Below are 18,961 nucleotides of genomic sequence, written 5' to 3'. Positions count from 1 at the left end.
TCATCCACCGATCAATACCTTTCCATCAATCATGACAAAGTCAATATTTATCTCTTCATCAAACATGATTATATCAGCTTTTTTATTAATTGCCAATTCTCCTAAGTCAATTAAATTTAAATTTTTAGCAGGATTATAACTAGCTAATTTAACTGCTTCATAAATCGTTAAACCTAGATTCTGATATGCATTTTTAACTGCAGTATTCATTGCTAAAACACTTCCAGCCAAGGTTCCACTTTCTAAACGCGCAGAATTATCTTTAACATATACAGCTTGATTACCAATTTTATATTCTCCATCATCAAGACCTGAAGCTTCCATTGAATCTGTAATCAAGACTACTTTATCTAACCCTTTAGCCTTTAATAACACCTTAGCTGCTGGATAGCTTACATGAATTCCATCAAGTATTAATTCCGCATATACCTCATCACTTTCCATGATTGCACCAACAACACCCGGATTACGATGAGTAAGTGGTGTCATAGCATTAAAAGTATGTGTCCCAGAAGTAGCTCCAGCTTTAATTCCATTTATTGCCTGCTGATATGTCGCATCAGTATGTCCTAAACTTACAACCACACCTTCGTTTACTAAATACTCAATTAACTTATCAGCATTTTTTAATTCAGGAGCTAAACTTATTTTCTTTATTAAATAACCAAATTCACCAATTAAACTTTTGTAATTAGTTATTGTTGGATCAATCATATACTCTTCAGGTTGTGCTCCTTTATATTTAAGGTTAAAAAACGGTCCTTCCATATGAATACCTAGAATCTTACTTCCACTAACTTTATCTATATTCTCTGCAATATTTTTTATTGCTGTATAAGTATCTTCTTTTGACATAGTCATAGTTGTAGCTAAAATCCCAGTAACTCCACTTTTAATAAAATTACTAGTAATCGTATTTAAATCTTCAAAAGAAGGATACATAAAATCACTACCATTGCGCCCATGACTATGGGATTCAATAAATCCTGGTGAAACATAACGCCCTTTAGCATCAATAACTTGTTCATTATCAGGTAAACGTTGTGAGATTTCACAAATATATTCACCCTCTACATAAACATTAGCATTAATCACTTTATCTTTTAATATTACTTTACCATTTATGATACATTGTCTCATTTTTTCGTCCTCCTCTATCTATGGACATATTATAGCACATCTATATCTAGATTATACGAATAAAGCTCTGGCAATTTATATCACAAATATTTTATAATTTCTGCTCATCAATTTCTAATAATGTCATTGAACAATATACAACATCTGTTAAATCAGATATTATCTCACCATTAGGACGTGTCATTTTTTCTTTAACTATACAACAGTTTAAACGAACTTTAACATCAATAATATCATTTTCTTTTATTGTTTCTAACCAATCTGCATTTTCTCCATCTGCATATAAAAAAGTTGTTGAATTACTAATAAAGTCATTCTTTTCAAAATTAACAATTTTAACCTTTCGACCAATAGTATCGCCTACCGTTAAGCCATTAGACTTAATAATTTCTGATTTTACCATTACTGACGGCTCAACCACCTGCAATTTTATTTTTCCTTCTAATCCTGCATGTTTTTTAGGTCTTAATAAAAATTCATTAATAATTTTTTCATCTAAGATTTCATGTGTTTTTAAAATATTACTATTTTCATTTATACTAACATTATCTATCTTATTTAAAACAGCAATTAAATCTCTACTTACTTGTTCTTTTAAATTATCTGGCGTAGTAAAAAAACTTATTGTATGTAACTTTTTCACCTTTTCTTTAAATTCTTTTAATTTTTCAGCCTTAATCCCAGTATCAACAAACTTTGGAGGAATTGGTTGATTTTCATCTAAAATATAGATTAAAATTGGAATATTTTTTTCTCTTGCTTTATTGTATTCTAACTCTGAATAAGAAAAACCACTTTCATCATGAACTGATCCATAGCGCATTGCAATAATAGAAATAAAAACTTTACTTTCTTCTACTTGATGTAAACATGTATCTAAAGAATTTTCAGGGCTAGAGCCAAAATACTCCATCCCTTTAACTATTTGTTCTAATTTAACAATTACTTCTTTAACTTGATTACGATAAGGAATTAAATCTTCATAAGTTGAAGAAATAAAAATAGGTATATGTTGTTTTAAAGTTGTGTTTGCCATATTATTCTCCTTTTAAAACTTTTTACTGAGTTAATTATATCATTTGACAAATTTATCTTCAATCTTCCATATAAGATTAAATTTTTTTTTAAACAAAAAAGTATTTAACTTACAGATTTTTTACTTAACTGTAAGCTAAATACCTTGATTAATCTACTTATCATGATGATTAATATCATCAATAATCTTTTCAATTTTATTACCATACTCTAATGAAGTATCATGAACAAAATGTAACTCTGGTACTTTACGAATAGTTAAACGTTTAGCTAGTAACGAACGAATAAAACCTTTAGAACGTTCTAACGCTTCCATACCTTTACGAGTATTAAAATCTTTCCCTAAAAAAGTAACATAAATCTTAGCAATTGATAAATCATTTGTTAAATCTACTGCTGTAATTGTACAAAAACCAATTTTAGGATCACGTACTTCAACTTGAAGGATTTGTGATAATTCACGTTGAATAATACCACTTAATTTTTCTTTTTTAAGAACCATTCAATCACCTACTTAATTTCAACTTCCTCCATGATATATCCTTCAACAATATCACCTTCTTTAATATCATTAAAGTTTTCAATACTTAAACCACATTCAAAACCACTTGCAACTTCTTTAACATCATCTTGGAATCTTTTTAATGAACCTAATTTACCTTCATATACAACAACACTATCACGAAGTAAACGAATTCCACAATTACGACGAATAAATCCATCTGTTACATAACACCCAGCAATATTCCCCACTTTAGAAACTTTAATAACTTGACGAATTTCAGCTTGACCAGTTACAACCTCTTTAACTTCAGGGGCAAGCATTCCTTTCATAGCAGTTTCGATTTCTTCAACCATTTTATAAATAATGTTATGAAGACGAATTTCAATTCCTTCTTCTTCTGCCTTTTGGCGCACTTTTGCATTTGGACGTACATTAAATCCATAAATAATTGCTTTAGATGCAGTAGCTAATAAAACATCAGCTTCAGTAATACCACCAGCAGTAGAACGAATTACATTTACCCTAACACCATCAACATCAATTTTTTCAAGTGATGCCTTAACAGCTTCAGCAGTTCCTTGAACATCAGCTTTAACAATAATATTTAGGTCGATAATCTCTCCATCTTTAATTTGTGAAAATAAATCATCAAGTGATAAAGCCGCTCCAGTTCCTCTATCTTTATCTTGTTTTGCTTTTAATCGTGTTTCACCAACACTACGAGCTTGCTTTTCACCTTCAAAAACCATAAACTTATCACCAGCAGCAGGCACTTCATTTAATCCAGTGATTTCTACTGGGGTTGCAGGAAGAGCTTCTTTGATTATTTTACCACGGTCATCTAACATTTGACGAACCTTACCAAAAGCTGTACCAACAACAATTGGATCACCTGCTCTTAAAGTTCCATTTTCTACTAATAAAGTTGCAACAGGACCACGTCCCTTATCTAGTTTGCCTTCAACAACGCTACCGTATGCATAACGATTTGGATTAGCTTTTAAATCTGCTAACTCAGCAACAACAGTCAATGTTTCTAACAACTCTTCAATTCCGATTCCTTGCTTAGCAGAGATTTCACAATATACAGTATCTCCACCCCAATCTTCAGGTAATAAACCATATTCTGACATTTCACCTTTAATTCTTTCCGGATCAGCACCATCTTTATCAATTTTATTAATCGCTACAACAATTGGAACTCCTGCTGCTTTTGCATGATCAATCGCTTCTTTAGTTTGAGGCATAACTCCATCATCAGCTGCAACAACAATAATAACAATATCTGTTACTTGAGCCCCACGAGCACGCATAGCTGTAAAAGCTTCATGACCTGGTGTATCTAAAAAAGTAACCTTTTTATCATTTACATCAACTTGATAAGCACCAATATGTTGAGTAATACCACCAAATTCCCCTTCAACTACCGCCGATTTTCTAATTGTATCTAATAATGTTGTTTTACCATGATCAACATGCCCCATTATTGTTACAACTGGGCAACGGGCAACTAAATCTTTTTCATCATCAATAATATCTATTTCTTCAAAATTAACCTCACTAACCTCAATATGTTTTTCTACTTCAAAACCATATTCTAAACAAATTAGCTCTACTTGTTCATCCGTTAATGAAGAATTAATCGTAACCATTGTACCAAGTAAAAATAATACTTTGATAACATTTGCAGGGGTTTGACCAATCTTTTCTGCTAATTGACCAACTGTAATACCTTCTTCGTATACAATTACCCCTTCTTTAACTGCAGTTTCTTCTTTTTTATTTGGAAAATTTGATTTAAGCTGTTTCTTTTTAGGAGCCCCTTTTTTATTTTTCAAATTTTTGTTTTGTTTTGCCATAATTTCACCCTCCTATCTTCTCTTTTAAGTTTTTAGCAAATCCAGCATCCTGGATACCTAATGCAACACGATTATTTTTACCAACCGCTTTAGAAAGTTCATTAATATTACTAGCAATAACATAATCAATATTATAACTAGTACATTTATCAGTAAGTTTCTTTTTTGTATTATCGCTTGCATCAGTTGCAATAATAACAAAATATACTTCATTAGATCGAATTTTATTAATTAATGTTTCCCCAGTAACAATTTTGCGAGCACGACTAGCCAGACCAAGTGTATTTAAAAAATTATTCATTAGCAAATTTTTCCAATTCTTCAAAAATCTGGTCAGGAATCTCAACTTGCAAAGCACGAGCTAAAACTTTTTTCTTCTTTGCAATTTCAAATGCTTTCTTATCCCTTTTCAAATAAGCTCCCCGTCCATTCATCTTACCAGTTGGATCAACATGCACTTCGCCCTCTTTATTACGAACGACTCTAATCAGTTCCTTTTTTGGCAATTGTTCACCGGTAGCTAAACATTTCCTTAATGGTATTTTACGCAAGATCATCACTCCTTAATCAGCATCATAATATTTATCATATTCATCATAATCGATTTCTTCATCATATTTACTATATTCATCATCCAAATCTTCAAAATCTTCATATTCAATCACTTTTTTAACTGGTGCAGTTTCTACAACTTCTTCAATGATTTCTTCTTCGATAATTTCTTCTTCAGTATCATCAATAACTTCATCTGAAGTTTTTTCTAACATTTCTTGTGCAAATTCTTCTTCAAAATTAGAATCAACAGGCGAATTATCTTCTGGAATAGTTATATCTTCTAAAGTAATCAATCCAAGCTCTAAAGCTTCACTAACTGATTTGATATCAATTTTCCATCCCGTAAGTCTTACAGCTAAACGAGCATTTTGCCCACGTTTACCAATTGCTAAAGATAACTGGTCATCAGGTACCACAACTAACGCACTATGATCATTTTCATTAATTGCAACATGTTTAACTTCTGAAGGACTTAAAGCATTTGAAATAAATACAACTGGATCACTACTCCAAATAATAATATCAATCATTTCACCATTTAATTCATCAACTACATTTTTAACACGGCTGCCTTTAGGCCCCACGCAAGATCCAATTGGATCAACACTTTCATTACTTGTATAAACAGCTACTTTACTTCTTTCCCCTGGTTCACGAGAAACAGCTTTAATTTCAACTGTTCCATCATATACCTCAGGCACCTCTAATTCAAATAATCTTTTAACAAAGTTTGGCTCAGTTCTACTAACAACAATATGAGTACCTTTTGTTCCCCGATCAACATCACTAACATACACTTTTAAATGTTGTCCTTCTTTGATCCTTTCACCAGGAATTTGTTGGTTTATAGCTAAAAAGGCTCCAGTTTTACCAATATTAACGATTGCAAATTTATCTTCAACACGATCAACAATACCAGTAATGATATCATCTTTTTTATCTGCAAATTCATTATAAAGTGTTTCTTTTTCAGTTTCTCGAATTTTTTGTCTAAATAATTGCTTTGTCTGTATTGCTGCTAAACGACCAATATGTTCAACATCAGCTTCTGTTTCCACAACATCTCCAATTTTATGAAAAGGATTAATAGCTTGAGCTTCTTCTAACGATAATTCAATATCTTCATCATCAAGATCATCAACAACCGTTCTGATTTCAAATAATCTAAACTTCCCAGTTTTTTCATTAATTTCAACACGGACATTAGCATCAGGATTTAAATAATTTTTCTTATATGCTTTTGCAATAGACTCTTTTAACATTTCTAAGAAAACATCTTTTTCAATTCCTTTTTCTTCAATCAACAAATTTAATGCGTCCATGAATTTTTTACTTGCCACTTTTATATCCTCCTAAAATTTCACAGCTAGTCTAATAAATTTAATATTGTTATAATCGATTTCAATCTTTTTCTTAATATTCTTAACTAAATATTCAAATTCAATCGTTTCATCTTCAATTGTTTTAATAAAACCTTCAATTTCATCTAAACCTGCTACAGGATTATAGAATTTAGCATAAACATATTTTCCAAGAGAAGATTTGACTTGTTCAAATGTTTTCAATGGTTTCTCTACACCAGGCGAAGAAACTTCCAAATAATATTCTCCTTTAATCGGATCTTCCTCATCCATTTTTTGGCTAATTGCTTCACTTACTGCAACACAAGTATCCATATCTAAGAAACCATCATTTTTTTCAACAAAGATCCTAAGATACCATTCTCCATGATCTTGAACATACTCAAGATCATCAAGATAAACATTATTATTTTTTAAAATTGGTTCGATCATTATTTTAATTTTATCTAAAAGTTCCATTATTTCACCTCTATTCAATAATAAAGAGTGGGTTACCCCACTCGCTTCTCTATGAAACTACTTGTATAATAACACATCTCAATTATAATTGCAACCTTTTAAAAAAGTGATAACTGATTTCTTTCCTGCATACCATTAAAAACACCCATTTTAGTTAATGTTTTGATATGTGAATTATTCAATTTAGTTCGTTTAATTACATCCTCCTTTGATAAAAACGGTCCATCTTTACGAGCTTCCACTACAGTTGAAGCAACTGCCTCTCCTAAGGCATCAATTGCGCTAAATGGAGGAATTAATGCATATTCATCATTTGGATCTAAAATAAACTTACTTGATTGTGAATATTCTAAACTAATTGGACTAAAATGAAATCCACGTTCAATCATCTCCAAAGCAATTTCAAAAACATCCCACAATCCTTCATCTTTATTTGAAGAACTTCTCTCAGATCTAAGTTGGGTGATTTCCTCACGTCTTGCCATGATAGCATCTTTTCCTTGAATCAAAGTCTCAATTTCATAAAAATCACAACGAGTTGAAAAATAAACAGCATAATATTCACGTGGATAATAAACTTTCCACCATGCAACTCGAATAGCTGAAAGAACATAAGCTACAGCATGAGCTTTAGGGAACATATATTTAATTTTTTTACAAGAATCAATATACCATTGTGGTACATTATATTTTTTCATTAATTCTTCATATTTTTTTTCTGGGAAAACAGCAGGTGATTTCCCCTTACGAACACATTCCATAATATCAAATGCATCTTTGTTCGGTAAACCTTTCTCAATTAAATAAACCATGATATCATCACGACACCCAATTACCTCAGAAAGAGTACAAGTACCTGATTTAATCAAACTTTCAGCATTTCCTAAATAAACATCTGTACCATGAGATAACCCCGAAATAATAACCAAATCACTAAAGGATTTAGGTTTTGTCTGGTCTAGCATGCCTCGAACAAAGGTAGTACCAAATTCCGGTAGCCCTAAAGCACCATTTTTACACCCAATAAAATCCAAATTACATCCTAATGCCTCACTACTTGTAAAAAGTGACATGACTTTTTTATCATTAGTAGGAATTGTTTTAGGATCAATTCCCGTTAAATCTTGCAACGCTCTAGTAACAGTTGGATCTACATGTCCTAAAATATCAAATTTCAACACATTATCATGAATTGCATGGAAATCAAAATGGGTAGTTTTCCATGTTGCTGATAAATCATCAGCTGGATATTGATAAGGTGTAAAATCAAATACATCCATATCTCCAGGAATTACAATAATCCCCCCTGGATGTTGACCAGTAGTTCTTTTTACCCCACCACAACCAGCAGCAATTCTTTCTAACTCAGCACTCCTGATTGTCTGATCAATTCCCATTAATTCAGCATATCCTTTAGCGTAACCATAAGCTGTTTTTTCCGCTACAGTAGAAATAGTCCCCGCTCTAAAAACATGATCTTCACCAAAAATTTCCTTCGTAAAAGCATGTGCATTAGCTTGATACTCCCCAGAAAAGTTAAGATCGATATCTGGAACTTTATCGGCATTAAAACCCAAGAAAGTTTCAAATGGAATATTATGACCTTCTCCTTTCATTATTGCACCACATTTAGGACAAACCTTATCCTCCAAGTCATAACCATCAGCAATAACCCCTTCTTCTAAAAATTCACTATGTGAACATTTAAGACAAACATAATGAGGTGGCAAAGGATTAACCTCGGTTATCCCTGACATTGTCGCAACAAACGAAGAACCAACTGACCCTCGAGAACCAACCAAATAACCATCATCATTTGACTTTTTAACTAGTAAGTGAGAGATATAATAAATCACCCCGAAACCATGTTTAATAATATTACTTAATTCTTTTTCTAATCTCTTTTCAACAATTGTTGGTAATGGTTTCCCATAAGTTTTATAAGCTGTTTCATAACATAGATTTTTTAAATTATCATCAGCCCCTTCAATTTTAGGGGTAAAAAGTTTATCATGTACCGGCTTGATTTCTTCAACCATATCAGCAATTTTATTAGTGTTAGTAACTACATATTCAAAGACTTCCTCTTGAGGTAAATATGGATAACATTCTAACATTTCATTCGTAGTTCTTAAATATTGACAAGGATTTTTAGCTTTTGGATTACGACGATCACATAATGGATGGGCTTTATGACCAATTCCAATAGTTGGATTTGAGATAAAAACATCTCTAAATATTTTATCTTTCACATCAAGAAAATGAACATCACCAGTAGCTACAATCATCTTATTCAATTTCTTAGCACAATCAACGATCCGATGTAATGACTTGATCAATTCATCACGATCTTGTAATTTACCACGTTCAATTAAATGATAGTAATCTTCAATTGGCTGAATTTCAATATAATCATAAAACTTCATTGCTTGTTCAAGTTTTTCATCCGAAAGATTTAGTGCAGCTTCAAAAACATCACTATTATAACAACTGCTGCCATATAATAAACCCTCACGATAATATTCAAGCCGTTCTTTAGGAATACGTGTTCCTCCATGGAAATATTTTGTATTTGCCTCACTAACTAACTTAAACATATTTTTCAAACCTGTTTTATTTAAGGCCAGAGCAGTCATATGATAAGGATAAACAATTTTATAAATATCATCACCTGTCAACTCACATAAATCCAATAAACTATATTTGCCAGTTTGCATAATCTGATGAATCATTAAATTAAAAACTTCACCCAATACTTGGGCATCATAATCTGCCCGGTGGGCAACTTCATCATCATAATTAACCCGATATGTACGACAAACATTTCCTAAACGATATGACTTCATTGGTTTTAATATTGCCCTAGCTAAGGCAAGAGAATCGATTACAGGATTATTAATTTCTGGTAAGTTATTACGTTTTAAATTTTCATTTAAAAAACCAACATCAAAATTAGCATTATGAGCAACTAAAATACAGTCGCCAAAAAACTCCATTATTTCTGGTAAAACAACATCAATCGTTGGCTCATTTTTAACCATATCATTAGTAATACTAGTAAGATTTGTGATTCTAGAAGAAATTGTTTTACCAGGGTTAATAAATCGCTGCATTCTGTCAATCACTTCACCATTGCGAATCTTAACTGCACCAAATTCCGTTATTCCATCATGAATTACTGAAAGTCCAGTTGTTTCTAAGTCAAAAGAAACATAAGTAGCATGTTCAATCGATGTGTCAATCGGATTATATACGATATTTAAAACGGGGTCCACCATATTAAACTCAACTCCATAAATCATCTTAACCCCTGCTTTACCACTTGCCATTTGAGCTTCTGGAAAAGACTGAACATTTCCATGATCAGTTACAGCAATAGCCTTATGTCCCCATGAAGCTACAGCATTAATGTATTGAGAAATAGTACCAATTCCATCCATTGCAGACATTTTTGAATGTGTATGTAACTCAACTCTTTTAGCTTCACAAGTATCTTTTCTTGGTGCAGGACTTTTGATTACTTCAATTTCTCTTGCCATTAATACAGTTTCATGAGCAAAACTATCAAATCGTGCTTCACCACGTACCTTGATCCAAATATTTCCTTTGCCAATAACTTTCAATTCTTCAAGTGAATTATTTGAATTGTTTTCAAATCTTTTAACAATAATGGAATCAGTATAATCAGTAACCCAAAGACTTTGAATATGTTTTCCAGCCCTTGTTTTAATCATTTCTGTTTTAAAAACATATCCTTTAATAATAATATTGTTCTCCATTGTTTGATTTGTGATTTCTTCAATTTTCATATCAATAGCAGTCCCTTTAGAACGATAATTATTTTTATAATTATTTTCTTGTACTGGTGCTTTTTCTGGTTTTTGTAATAAAGACATATCAATTTCTACAGGCTCATAAGCCTCCATTTCTTCTTTAATATCTTTAAATACATCATTATTTTCATCAATATAAAAATCAATTGTTTTATTAATTCCGACACTATTAAATAATCCCTCAATTTGTAATCTTAGTTGTGACAATTGTTCTAATTGGATTTCATTACAAGTCTCGATCTTTATAATTGACCCAATTTTAAAATTATCTACAGTTAAAGTAGAACAGACAGGATAATCTAATTTTAATTTTTCTAAAAGATACCCAACATATGGTAATAATTCTTCAACATTAAAATTTGTTTCTTCATAATTAATTTGATACTTTACAGGATAGGGGAAATTTTCTCTACCTTGTAATAATAACTGATATTCAGCAAAAGGAATTAACTGTTTAAATGATAAATGAAATGTATAACTATCATCTTTTCCTACTACTACCTTAGTTATTTTTCCCTCATTTAAATTATGCACTTGTTCATTAATTTTTAAGTTCTTTAGTAATATTAATAATTTATCTTCCATTCTTTCACCCCACATTTAAACCTTAAATTCATGAATGCTATTATAGCACAAGAAAAGGGAATTTAATTCCCTTTAACCAAATATTTTAGAAATATCATTAATGGTAACGAAAATCATTAGACCAAATACCAATAACAATCCAATTACCTGAAGAGTATATTTTAATTTAGTCGGTAACTCACGACCAATTACCTTCTCTACTACAGCAAAAATCACCTGACATCCATCCAACCCAGGAATTGGTAATAAATTAAACATTCCAATATTAGTAGATAACAGTGATAATAAAATCAACAATTGACTAATCGAACCTGTCTGGGTTATTTCTGAAGTAACATTGTATATCCCTGCAGGTCCAGATAACTGACCGATTGTATTAGCAGAATCAGTAATTAATTTACCTAAAGTAGTAAATATCAATAATGCCATCGTTTTAAATTGATCTAGACCATAGTTTACTGCTTCAAAAAAACTTAAACGTCTTGTAGCTGCTTTAATCCCCATAACATAAGAATCACTGTCCTTATCATATTTAGCATTGACATTTTTAGTCATTGTTTTACCATCACGAACAATCTCAACTTTTAAAGTAAGCTGATCACTATTTAACTTCAAATTTGAATTATCTAATACTTCCTGAAGATCACTAAAAGAAGCAATAATATTCTCTTGACCATTATAAGTTACTTTAGAAATCGTATCACCTGCTTCTAACCCTGCCATCATCGCTGGACTATCATTACTAACAGTTCCAATTTCAGAAGTATTAGTCTGAACATTGATAAAACAATATACACTTATTAAAATGACTAGTGATAATATAAAATTCATAAAGACACCTGCTAAGAAAACAACACACTTTTTCCAACAACTAATTCCTTTTAACGTTCTTTCAACAGGAACATCCTTAAACTCTTCGATATCATTATCAGCTTCACCAGCCATACTGACAAAACCACCGATTGGTAATGCTCTAATTTCATATTCCGTTTCACCAATTTTCCGAGAAAATAATTTCGGACCCATTCCAATTGAAAATTCACTACAAAAAACCCCAAAAGATTTTGCTGTTAAAAAATGCCCTAACTCATGTACTAAAACAACAATTCCTAAGATTAAAATAAAAACTACTATATTTATTAATGTCTGCATTAATCTTCTCCTATCTCTTTTAACACAAAATTACGGGCCCAGGTATCAACTTCAATTAATTGCTGTAAAGTTGGGTCCTTGATAAATTGATGATTACAAAGAGCCTTTTCAACTAACTCTTCAATTTTTAAAAATTCTATCTAACCATTTCTAAATAATTCATTAGCCTGCTCGTTAGCAGCATTTAAGACACATGGTTTACTACCACCCTCACGTCCAGCTTGATAAGCTAATGATAAAGCCTTAAACCGATTAAAATCTGGTTTTTTAAAAGTTAAAGTTGCAATTTTAGCTAAATCTAAACTTTCTCCACCAAATAAAACATCACGTTGCGGATATGTCAAAGCATATTGAATTGGTAAGCGCATATCAGGATTTCCTAATTGACCAATAATTGAAGTATCAACAAACTCAACCATTGAATGAATAATACTCTCAGGATGAATTAAAACCTCTATTTGATCATAACTAACATCAAAAAGCCACTTTGCTTCAATAACTTCTAACCCTTTATTAAAAAGTGTTGCACTATCAATCGTAATTTTAGCTCCCATCGACCAATTAGGATGATTTAAAGCTTCCTGAACACTTACCCCAATAAGTTCTTCACGAGTCTTATCACGAAAACTGCCACCACTAGCTGTTAAAATAATTTTCTTTATTTGTTTTTTACTTTCGCCATTTAAAGATTGGAAAATAGCTGAATGTTCACTATCAACTGGCAAAAGAGCTACATCATATTCCTTTACAAGCTTAGTAATTATATGCCCTGCAACAACTAAAGTTTCCTTATTTGCCAAAGCAATATCTTTTTTAGCTTTAATAGCTTCAATTGTTGGTAATAAACCAGCAAATCCGACAATTGCATTTAATACGATCTCTACCTCATTCAATATTGCAATTTTAATTAGACCATCTGTTCCATGATAAATATATTTATCAGGATATTTAGCTTGCAAATAATCAGCATCTTCCTTCTTAACTACACAAATATATTTAACATCGATCATTTTTAAAATTTCTTCAACTTTATTTATATTATATCCAGCTGACATTGCAATAATTTTAAATTCATCAGGATGATTTTTAACAACATCAACAGTTTGCATTCCAATTGAACCAGTTACCCCTAATACTGTAATATTTTTCATTTTATAACCTCACCATTACTAAAAAGAAACTAAATACAATCGCATTAAATAATATACTATCAATTCGATCTAAAATACCACCGTGACCAGGTAATAAACCAGAATAATCTTTTACCCCAAAATGACGTTTTACAGCACTAAAAACCAAATCTCCAATTTGACTAGTAAAAGTTAAAACAAAACAAGCTACAATTAAAACAGGATTTGTTTCAACTAGTCCAAGATATCCTGCATAACTAACCGCCAAAATTGTACCCAAAACTATTCCACCAATAGATCCTTCAATTGTTTTTTTAGGTGAAAGTCTTGGAATCAACTTATGCTTTCCTAAAAATACTCCCGCAAAATACGCCCCTGTATCACTACCATAAGTAGCTAATGCCAGCAACAACAAATATTGAAATCCATATACATCACGAAGTGACATTAATGAATGTAAACCTGCACATACTAATACGCCCATAGTAAAAATATAACTCGTTCTTTCAATTGTTAGCGTTTCATCAAAAATTGTTGCTGCAAACAAAATAATCAAATAAACTAAAATCCCATATGAAGCCAAAAATAAATCATCTTGGTCAAATAAAAATCCATAGCTAAAAAACAAAAACACGATTGGGTAGATATAAAGTTTAATTTTAGGACGCGTACAAATATGCAACATCTCATAAACAGAAAGTGCTAAGATTACCCCAATTAGACCCTTAAAATAATATCCTCCTAAAATAACACAAGGTAAAGCTACCGCCATAAGTAAAAAAGCAGTAATAATTCTTTGTTTCATTATTTTAAACCTCCAAAGCGTCGATCACGATTTTGATACAGCCAAATTGCTTTATATAATTCCTCATCATTAAAATCCGGCCACAGTACGTCAGTAAATACAAATTCAGCATAAGCTAACTGCCATAATAAAAAATTTGATAAGCGTTGTTCCCCGCTTGTTCTCACCATCAAATCTACATCAGGAAGATCCTTAGTCATTAATTCACTACTAAATAATTGCTCATTAATATCTTCTTCTTTAATTAATCCCTCTTTTAATTTGATTGCAATATTTTTACTAGCATGAACAATTTCATCACGACCACCATATATAAAAGCAAAACATAATTTTAAACCCGTATTATTTTTAGTTTTTTCAATTGCTGTATTAATGATACTTTGGGTTTCCTGGGGAGCCATATCTAAATGACCAATCGTACAAATCTTAACATTATTTTCCATTAATTCTTTCATATATAACTCAAAAAAATCCTTTGGTAACTTAAAAATATACTGTACTTCTTTTTCAGGACGAGCAAAGTTTTCAGTTGAAAAAGCATATACGGTCATTGCTTCAACTTTTAACTCATTACATTTTAAAGCAATATCACGAATTGTTTTTGTTCCTTCATGATGACCATAAGTACGTGGCATTTTTCTTTTTTTAGCCCACCTTCCATTTCCATCCATAATAAAAGCTATGTGTTTAGGAATATTATCTAAATCAAGATCATGATAATCATTATCTTCTACTTTATCTTTTTTAAAAAACATTTGTTGACCTCCTGTTTAACTATTCGAGATTATACCATAAATTCCTCATAAAAAAAAGGCTTTCAAAATTTCTCTTATAAGCATTATAAAAAAAGATGCTAAATTTTACTTTAGCATCCCTATTATACTGTCATAATTTCTTTTTCTTTAACTTTAGCAATTTCATCAATTTCTTTAACAAATTTATCAGTTAATTTTTGCACTTTTTCTTGACCTGCTTTTATCTCATCTTCACTGCCATCAACTTTTTTAATTTCATCATTACTATCACGACGAATATTACGAATCGATACTTTTGCATTTTCAGCAAATTTCCAAACTTGTTTAGCAAACTCTTTACGTCGTTCTTCAGTTAAAGCAGGTACCATAATTCTAATAACTTCACCATCATTTTGTGGAGCCAATCCTAATTCAGCTTCATAAATACCATGTTCAATATCTTTAATACTAGATTTATCATATGGCTTAATAACTAATTGACGCCCTTCAACTACTGAAATACCAGCAATCTGATTAACTGGAGTTGGCGAACCATAATAATTGACCATCACCCGATCAAGCATTGATGGATTAGCACGACCTGTTCTAACAGTAGTTAAATCACGTTGAAAAGATTCAATCGTTTTATTCATTCTTTCAGTTGTATCTTCTAAAATCATATCTATCATTTTATTTTCCTCCTGTAATAGTTGTTCCGATTTTATCGCCATTACATGCTTTAGCAATATTTCCATCTTCAGACATATTAAATACACATAAATCAATATTATTATCTTTACATAAAGTAATAGCAGTTTGATCCATGATCTTTAAATCCTTTTGTAAAACATCAAAATATGAAATTTCTTCAAAACGTATTGCACTTGAATCTACTTTAGGATCTGCAGAATATACACCATCAACACCATTTTTTGCCATTAAGATTACATCTGCGTTTATTTCCGCTGCTCTTAGAGCGGCCGTTGTATCTGTTGTAAAAAAGGGACTTCCTGTACCAGCTCCAAATATTACGATTCTTCCTTTCTCTAAATGACGAATAGCTCTTCTTCTAATATAAGGTTCAGCTACCTGGCGCATTTCAATGGCCGAAAGAACTCGAGTAGGAACATCTATAGCTTCTAATGCATTTTGCACTGCCAAACCATTCATCACTGTCGCTAACATTCCCATATAATCGGCACTAGAACGATCCATTCCCATGTCAGCACCCGTTTTACCACGCCATAAGTTTCCACCACCACATACAATTGCAATCTCTACACCTAGATTTTTAGCATCTTTGATTTGTCGTGCAATATCAGCAACAGTTTGTGCGCTTATCCCCGTTTTATCTTCTCCAGCCAATGCCTCACCACTTAATTTCAATAATACCCGCTTGTACTTCATATTAATCTCCTTTTTATATTTTCTCAACAAAATTTATGCATATTTGTGCATTTATCATCAACAATAAAGATTACTTTTTCTCTAAAAAATTTATCATATTTTCTTCCTTTAGTCAAGGTACATTAATAGTTATGATAAATTCATTTTAATTTATTAAAACTAAAATTTCATCTTTAAAATTTTTATCTTTTTATTTAAAATTCAATATGATTCTAGTAGTAAATTCATGCTTGATTTTATCATAACGACACCTTACAGTTCCATCGTACTTATAAACTGTATTTTCAATACTTTTTAATCCATAACCACTTGAACGTAACGAAGTAAAAGAGTTAATTGGTAAAAAATCATTATCATTCTGTCTTGAGCCAATTAAATGAACCTCCTTACATGAATTTGTTAATTCAACCGCAAAAGTAGTACCAACAACTCCAATTTTTAAAATTAATTTCTTATTCTCAACTTCACGACATGATAAAATAGCATTTTCAAAACAGTTCCCTAACAAGATAGTCAAGTCTGGCGCATCAATAGGAACATCTCCACACTTTGCAATTACATTACATACAATATTTTCACTTTTCGCCCAATTAATATAATAGCAAAGTACTGTATTAATTGTAAAATTTTCACAATATTCTTGTTCATCAAAACTTTGAGTATTCTTAGTAATCTTATAAATATAGCCCAATGCCATATCACTATCTCCTTTTTCAATAAGAGTTTGTAATGTTCTCATATGATGACGTATATCATGTCGAGTTCGTTTGGCATTTTCAATTTCTTTATTAATTTTTTGATACTGAATTTCTTGAATCATCATTTGACTTTTAATCATACTTTCCTCACGAATCCTACGCATTTCATAGAATAACACCCATAAATTCAATGATAGCGCACAAATACAGATTAAAAACGAAACAGTAATTAAAATAGCAATATTATTGCCCCAAGGACCATTATATAAAATACTCATAATAATTATTAATAATCCAAAATAAAATAATGTGACAATAATTATAAATTTGAATTCCCGTTTCAAATCAAATATCGATGATTCGGCTAAGTGGGGTCTAACAATCTTTACCATAAGCAAATACGAAAACGGTAACATTATTATTGTTTCCAAAAAGAAAACCCAAAATGCAAACGGACCATACACTTCACTTACCATTAAATTAGCATTGTTTGAAACAATAGTAATTAAACAATTAGCTACAAAATATTGAATAGTTGCATAAAACAAAATAAAACATATTATTAATAATTTCTTAATCAATGCTTCATTAGAAACAAATTGAAATAAAATAAGCATGATTACTACCACAAATAACATATAAAAATTACCAAACAGTTCAGGTGTAATATTTAATTTAACTATATACTGCATTATATAAGGAAATAAAAGTGATAATATAATATTTATAAATAAGAAAAATAATATTATTCGCTTTCGACAAAAACGTAAATCATCTTCATTTAAAGATACCAAAAAGAGCAATATACATGGAAATAATTGAATAAAAAAGCCTCCACTATTTCTCAAAAAATCAATCATATTTATTTTCCTGCTGCTCTAAACATTTAAAAATATAATTTTCATAAATTTTCCGAATTATCCTTTTTTCCTTACGGCTCAGCATTATTTTCTCCCCATTTTGAAGTACACACTCTTTACTATCCATTCTGTCTATAAAACTCATATTAACAATTATCCCTCTTTGTATCCTAACAAAACATTCGTCTAATTCTTTTTCCAAGTCACTTATTTTTGAATAAACAGAAATACTTTTTGAACCTAATAAATTAATAATTGTCATATGGTTGTTACTTTGAAGATATGTAATCTGATCTAAAAACAGCAATTGATGATTACGCCCTACTTTAACTAAAATAACCGGTCTTTTCTTTTTTATTTTAGCATTATATCGTTGTAAAAGATCTTTTATCATTTCTTTTGTGACTGGTTTTACCAAATAATGAAGTGCATTTAATTCAAATGCCTTAATGGCGTGATCTAAACTTGTAGTAGTAAATACAATCTCTGCATTTGGGGATATCTCAAGTAGTTTTTTAGCAATATCTATACCACTTTCATTCTTCATGTATATATCTAAAAAAGCAATATCAAAGTTATTAGCTATTGCACTTAAAAGTAATTGTTCACCAGAGTTATAGCACTCCACTGCCCCAATTGGATTCCAGCCCTCCTTTAAAGCTAATAGCAGTTCAGCTAATTCATTTTTATCATCTTCTAACACTGCAATACGCACTTTTTTCCCTCCTTATAGAACACTTCTAATAAAAAATTATATCATTCAATTAAATTAAAATCTATGCATTTTACGTCGATAAATGATACTATTAATGTATTGTTATTACAAAATTGTAAAATCAGGTG

General features: G+C 30.8%; 16 protein-coding genes and 1 pseudogene. All 17 read right to left on the bottom strand.

The genetic code is table 11. From position 1 onward, the window contains the following. The 17 genes and pseudogenes from nagA to ACLR9T_RS00365 all read right to left on the bottom strand — a co-directional run bounded on the left by nagA (position 1) and on the right by ACLR9T_RS00365 (position 18,833). Positions 1–1,140 (bottom strand): N-acetylglucosamine-6-phosphate deacetylase, encoded by a 1,140-nt coding sequence (gene nagA, locus ACLR9T_RS00445; protein ID WP_413107560.1) that lies wholly within the window; start codon positions 1,138–1,140, stop codon positions 1–3. 91 nt (positions 1,141–1,231) lie between these two features. Next, positions 1,232–2,176: a DUF4062 domain-containing protein gene (locus ACLR9T_RS00440; protein ID WP_413107559.1), complete on the bottom strand. Its 945-nt coding sequence runs from the start codon at positions 2,174–2,176 to the stop codon at positions 1,232–1,234. A 153-nt stretch (positions 2,177–2,329) separates the two neighbouring features. Beyond that, positions 2,330–2,677: a 30S ribosome-binding factor RbfA gene (gene rbfA, locus ACLR9T_RS00435; protein ID WP_413107558.1), complete on the bottom strand. Its 348-nt coding sequence runs from the start codon at positions 2,675–2,677 to the stop codon at positions 2,330–2,332. 8 nt (positions 2,678–2,685) lie between these two features. Next, positions 2,686–4,539 (bottom strand): translation initiation factor IF-2, encoded by a 1,854-nt coding sequence (gene infB / locus ACLR9T_RS00430; protein WP_413107557.1) that lies wholly within the window; start codon positions 4,537–4,539, stop codon positions 2,686–2,688. Between the two features lie 4 nt (positions 4,540–4,543). After that, the gene (locus ACLR9T_RS00425) at positions 4,544–4,840 is read right to left on the bottom strand and encodes a L7Ae/L30e/S12e/Gadd45 family ribosomal protein (RefSeq protein ID WP_413107556.1); all 297 of its coding nucleotides are present in this window, start codon (positions 4,838–4,840) and stop codon (positions 4,544–4,546) included. Further along, positions 4,833–5,090 carry an RNase P modulator RnpM gene (rnpM, locus tag ACLR9T_RS00420; RefSeq protein WP_413107555.1) on the bottom strand — a complete coding sequence of 86 codons (258 nt, stop codon included), beginning with the start codon at positions 5,088–5,090 and terminating at the stop codon, positions 4,833–4,835. Before rnpM ends, ACLR9T_RS00425 begins: the two co-directional genes overlap by 8 nt. A gap of 12 nt (positions 5,091–5,102) precedes the next feature. Further along, a complete protein-coding gene (gene nusA, locus ACLR9T_RS00415) occupies positions 5,103–6,434 on the bottom strand; it encodes a transcription termination factor NusA (RefSeq protein WP_413107554.1) in 1,332 nt (443 codons plus the stop codon). Positions 6,435–6,446: 12 nt separating this feature from the next. Next, entirely contained in the window at positions 6,447–6,914 is a 468-nt protein-coding gene (gene rimP / locus ACLR9T_RS00410) for a ribosome maturation factor RimP (protein WP_413107553.1), read from the bottom strand. 98 nt (positions 6,915–7,012) lie between these two features. Beyond that, positions 7,013–11,332 (bottom strand): PolC-type DNA polymerase III, encoded by a 4,320-nt coding sequence (locus tag ACLR9T_RS00405; protein ID WP_413107552.1) that lies wholly within the window; start codon positions 11,330–11,332, stop codon positions 7,013–7,015. Positions 11,333–11,404: 72 nt separating this feature from the next. Next, complete coding sequence (locus ACLR9T_RS00400; RefSeq protein WP_413107551.1) at positions 11,405–12,484, bottom strand: M50 family metallopeptidase; 1,080 nt, start codon at positions 12,482–12,484, stop codon at positions 11,405–11,407. Beyond that, positions 12,484–13,635, bottom strand: a pseudogene (locus ACLR9T_RS00395) (1-deoxy-D-xylulose-5-phosphate reductoisomerase). The gene ACLR9T_RS00400 and the pseudogene ACLR9T_RS00395 overlap by 1 nt, the downstream one beginning before the upstream one ends. Before the next feature lies 1 nt (position 13,636). Beyond that, complete coding sequence (locus ACLR9T_RS00390) at positions 13,637–14,419, bottom strand: phosphatidate cytidylyltransferase (RefSeq protein WP_413107550.1); 783 nt, start codon at positions 14,417–14,419, stop codon at positions 13,637–13,639. Then, positions 14,419–15,174 (bottom strand): isoprenyl transferase, encoded by a 756-nt coding sequence (locus ACLR9T_RS00385; RefSeq protein ID WP_413107549.1) that lies wholly within the window; start codon positions 15,172–15,174, stop codon positions 14,419–14,421. Before ACLR9T_RS00385 ends, ACLR9T_RS00390 begins: the two co-directional genes overlap by 1 nt. Before the next feature lie 122 nt (positions 15,175–15,296). Then, positions 15,297–15,842, bottom strand: a complete 546-nt coding sequence (gene frr / locus ACLR9T_RS00380) for a ribosome recycling factor (RefSeq protein ID WP_413107548.1) — start codon at positions 15,840–15,842, stop codon at positions 15,297–15,299. A gap of 1 nt (position 15,843) precedes the next feature. After that, the gene (gene pyrH / locus ACLR9T_RS00375) at positions 15,844–16,560 is read right to left on the bottom strand and encodes a UMP kinase (RefSeq protein WP_413107547.1); all 717 of its coding nucleotides are present in this window, start codon (positions 16,558–16,560) and stop codon (positions 15,844–15,846) included. 190 nt (positions 16,561–16,750) lie between these two features. Next, positions 16,751–17,950: a GHKL domain-containing protein gene (locus tag ACLR9T_RS00370; protein WP_413107546.1), complete on the bottom strand. Its 1,200-nt coding sequence runs from the start codon at positions 17,948–17,950 to the stop codon at positions 16,751–16,753. A 160-nt stretch (positions 17,951–18,110) separates the two neighbouring features. Next, entirely contained in the window at positions 18,111–18,833 is a 723-nt protein-coding gene (locus ACLR9T_RS00365; RefSeq protein ID WP_413107545.1) for a LytR/AlgR family response regulator transcription factor, read from the bottom strand. Between the last annotated feature and the right edge of the window lie 128 nt (positions 18,834–18,961).

Origin of the sequence: Thomasclavelia sp. (genome assembly GCF_047249845.1) — a bacterium.
Classification (GTDB): domain Bacteria; phylum Bacillota_I; class Bacilli_A; order Erysipelotrichales; family Coprobacillaceae; genus Thomasclavelia.
The sequence above is the reverse complement of the archived record's forward strand: the minus strand, read 5'-3'. Positions and strand labels throughout refer to the sequence as shown.

Coding starts and splice junctions, on each gene's coding strand:
- nagA (WP_413107560.1), bottom strand. CDS start 1,140: ATGAGACAATGTATCATAAATGGTAAAGTAATATTAAAAGATAAAGTG.
- ACLR9T_RS00440 (WP_413107559.1), bottom strand. CDS start 2,176: ATGGCAAACACAACTTTAAAACAACATATACCTATTTTTATTTCTTCA.
- rbfA (WP_413107558.1), bottom strand. CDS start 2,677: ATGGTTCTTAAAAAAGAAAAATTAAGTGGTATTATTCAACGTGAATTA.
- infB (WP_413107557.1), bottom strand. CDS start 4,539: ATGGCAAAACAAAACAAAAATTTGAAAAATAAAAAAGGGGCTCCTAAA.
- ACLR9T_RS00425 (WP_413107556.1), bottom strand. CDS start 4,840: ATGAATAATTTTTTAAATACACTTGGTCTGGCTAGTCGTGCTCGCAAA.
- rimP (WP_413107553.1), bottom strand. CDS start 6,914: ATGGAACTTTTAGATAAAATTAAAATAATGATCGAACCAATTTTAAAA.
- ACLR9T_RS00405 (WP_413107552.1), bottom strand. CDS start 11,332: ATGGAAGATAAATTATTAATATTACTAAAGAACTTAAAAATTAATGAA.
- ACLR9T_RS00400 (WP_413107551.1), bottom strand. CDS start 12,484: ATGCAGACATTAATAAATATAGTAGTTTTTATTTTAATCTTAGGAATT.
- ACLR9T_RS00390 (WP_413107550.1), bottom strand. CDS start 14,419: ATGAAACAAAGAATTATTACTGCTTTTTTACTTATGGCGGTAGCTTTA.
- ACLR9T_RS00385 (WP_413107549.1), bottom strand. CDS start 15,174: ATGTTTTTTAAAAAAGATAAAGTAGAAGATAATGATTATCATGATCTT.
- frr (WP_413107548.1), bottom strand. CDS start 15,842: ATGATAGATATGATTTTAGAAGATACAACTGAAAGAATGAATAAAACG.
- pyrH (WP_413107547.1), bottom strand. CDS start 16,560: ATGAAGTACAAGCGGGTATTATTGAAATTAAGTGGTGAGGCATTGGCT.
- ACLR9T_RS00370 (WP_413107546.1), bottom strand. CDS start 17,950: ATGCAGTATATAGTTAAATTAAATATTACACCTGAACTGTTTGGTAAT.